We start from the raw sequence: 3,163 nt of genomic DNA on the forward strand, positions 1-3,163 counted from the left end.
TGGATCTTCCTGGAGACTATCCTCGTCCAGCGGTCAAGAGTTTTGAGGGAGCGTCTTTTAGTCAGCCCATAAATCTGGAGTTATCCCGTGCGCTGCGTCGGTTGGCTTCTGATACGGGAACGACCGTCTACATGGTATTGCTCGGACTTCTGAATGTGCTCCTGTTAAAGTATTCGGGGCAAGAGGACATCGTGGTGGGCTCGCCAGTGGCTGGACGGAACCACACCGATTTGGAATGGGTGATGGGTATGTTCGTTAATACGCTGGCTATTCGAAATCGGCCAACAGGGGACAAAACCTTTGAAGCATTTCTGGAAGAGGTTAAGATCAACGCGATTCATGCGTTCGAGCATCAAGATTATCCATTTGAAGAACTAGTAGACAAACTTAATATCTCACGGGATATGAGCCGAAACCCGTTGTTTGAAGTGATGCTTGTGTACCAGAACATAGTGGAGCCTGCGTTGCAAGAAGGATTTGGCGATGAAATCCGAATAAGTGCGTACGACGCTGAACTTTCTGGGACAGCGAAGTTTGATCTGAACGTGATTGTGGAAGATTTGGGGGAAGGGCTGCTGTTCCAATTCGAATATTGCACCCGTCTATTCAAGCGAGAAACGGTCGAGCAGATGGCGCAGCATTTAATGGAGATCGCTTGGACAGTAACTGCGGATCCTCATACTCAAATCTCGGCTATCCCGATGCTGACGCAGGAAGAACGCCAGTTAATCCTTTACGATTTCAACGACACGGATAAGGCGTATAGCAGTGAGCAAACGCTGCATGGGCTGGTGGAGGAACAAGCGAGAAGGAACCCAGATGCACCGGCGCTCGTATTAGGCAACGAATCGATGACATACGGTGAGTTGGAGAACAAAGCCAATCGGCTTGCAAGGCACTTGGTAGAGCAGGGAGTTGCGATGGGGGCTCACGTAGGCCTTATGACGCAGCGCGGTTTTGCGATGGTTATCGGCATGCTGGCCATTCTAAAGGCAGGAGCGGCGTATGTGCCGATTGATCCGGCATATCCAGCAGAGCGCAAGCGATACATCATGGACCATGCGGAGATCGCCGCGCTGGTGACGGATCGTGCATCGGAGTTCGAACACGATCGGACGGTACGGATCGATGCGGAACTGCTTGCGGCGTATTCCGCTGAACCGTTGGATCTACCGGAGCTTGCAAGGGAACGCGCGTATGTCATTTATACGTCCGGCTCCACGGGAATGCCCAAAGGGGTCATGATTGGACATCGTTCGGTGGTCAATTTGATTGAGTGGGTGAATCGGCGGTTCTTGGTGAATGAAGCGGATACACTTTTATTTATCACTTCCATGTGTTTTGACCTGTCGGTCTATGACATTTTCGGTTTACTTGCGGCCGGAGGGCGGGTGGTTCTAGCCCAAACGGAAGAGGTACAAGATCCAGAGCGCCTTAAGGGTTTGATGGAGGAACACCGCATTACATTCTGGGATTCGGTACCCACGACGATGAACTACTTGATTCAGCATATGGAACGGCAGGACGAAAAATGGCAGCAGAGTGACTTGCGTCTGGTGTTCATGAGCGGGGATTGGATTCCGGTAAATCTGCCTAGTCGGATCAAAAATCATTTTCCGGGGACGGAGGTTCTGAGTCTCGGAGGAGCGACGGAAGGGACGATATGGTCCAATTACTATCCAATCGAGGAAGTGTTGGAGGAGCAGAGTAGCATACCCTACGGCAAGCCAATCGCCAACAGCTATTTCTACATCTTGGACAAGTACTTGTCCCCAGTTCCATACGGAGTACCGGGGGAGCTATACATTGGAGGAGTCGGGGTTGCCCAGGGGTATCTGAAGGATCCGGAGAAGACGGGGACATCATTCTTGAAGAACCCGTTCTTACCGGAAGAAGGTGAACGGATGTACAAGACGGGTGATGTGGGCCTCATGCTGCCGGATGGCAATATGCAGTTTATAGGAAGAAAGGACCATCAGGTCAAAATTAGAGGTTACCGCGTAGAGCTGGGCGAAGTAGAAAGCGCCCTTCTCAGACTCGAGGGCGTGAAAGAAGCGATCGTGATGGACCGAGAAGAGCGGGAAGGTGGGAAATATTTATGCGCTTATATCGTAGCATCCGAAGAGCTGAAGGCGAAAGATCTTCGAAGTGGCTTGGGACGTCTAATCCCAGATTATATGGTGCCATTGGCATACGTATTCTTGTCTCAGCTGCCGATGACGTCTAACGGAAAAATAGACCGGAAGGCCTTACCGGCACCGGAAGGACAGGAACGGGGCGAAACGTATACACCGCCGGAGAACGAGTGGGAAGAGAAGTTGGCATCGTATTGGGAGGAACTGCTGGATGTGCGACCAATTGGTGTGAAGAGTGACTTTTTCGAACTGGGTGGCCACTCACTGAAAGCGGCGGCGCTGATAGGTAAAGTGTATGCAGAGATGCAGGTGGAGCTTCCATTACCGTATGTGTTCCGATACCCGACGATCCGGCAATTGGCGGAAAGGCTACGCGAAGTAACCGACTGGGAGTCGGAGAAGCCCGTGCTTCAGTTCGGCGATCCCTCTGGAGAACCGATATTCGCTTTTCCACCAGCAGGAGGATACGGAAGTGTCTACAAAGGATTAGCGGAAGAATTGGAAGGATTTACGGTGTATGGGTTTGACTTCATCGAGGATGAAGCGCGGATTGTGAGGTACAAACAGATGATCCGAGAAATCCAGCCGCAAGGACCATACAGGTTGGTGGGATATTCTGCGGGTGGGAATTTAGCATACGAAGTGGCTAAGGCAATGGAGGAGGATGGCGAAGAAATCCGGGAATTGGTGATGATCGACGCGACACGCAGGACAGAGAGGATAAATCAGACGATGGAGCAGATGCGTGCAGAAGTCGAGAAGGAGCTGCCTGAGTTGGAGAAGATGCACGCATTTATGAATGTGGAACCGATTCGGCGAAAGGTTATAGAACGTAGTTTGCTATACAACCAGTACTTGAACGGTATCGTAAATGGAGGAAGGATCAAGGCCAACATTCACTGCATCATCTCGGAGGGTCGGAATAGGGAGACAGGTTGGCGCGATGTCGCTACGAGCTATCGGGAATATAGCGGCTTCGGGCAGCATCTAGAGATGCTGGACCCTTCCCTAGTGCGCCGGAATACCGA

General features: G+C 51.4%; 1 protein-coding gene. It reads left to right on the forward strand.

All coding sequences use genetic code 11. The features are described from left to right. Positions 1-3,163: non-ribosomal peptide synthetase (locus JCM10914_RS28030; RefSeq protein WP_036720626.1), on the forward strand; the 3,163-nt coding region annotated here is incomplete at both ends.

The organism is Paenibacillus sp. JCM 10914 (assembly GCF_001315105.1).
Classification (GTDB): domain Bacteria; phylum Bacillota; class Bacilli; order Paenibacillales; family Paenibacillaceae; genus Paenibacillus_AQ.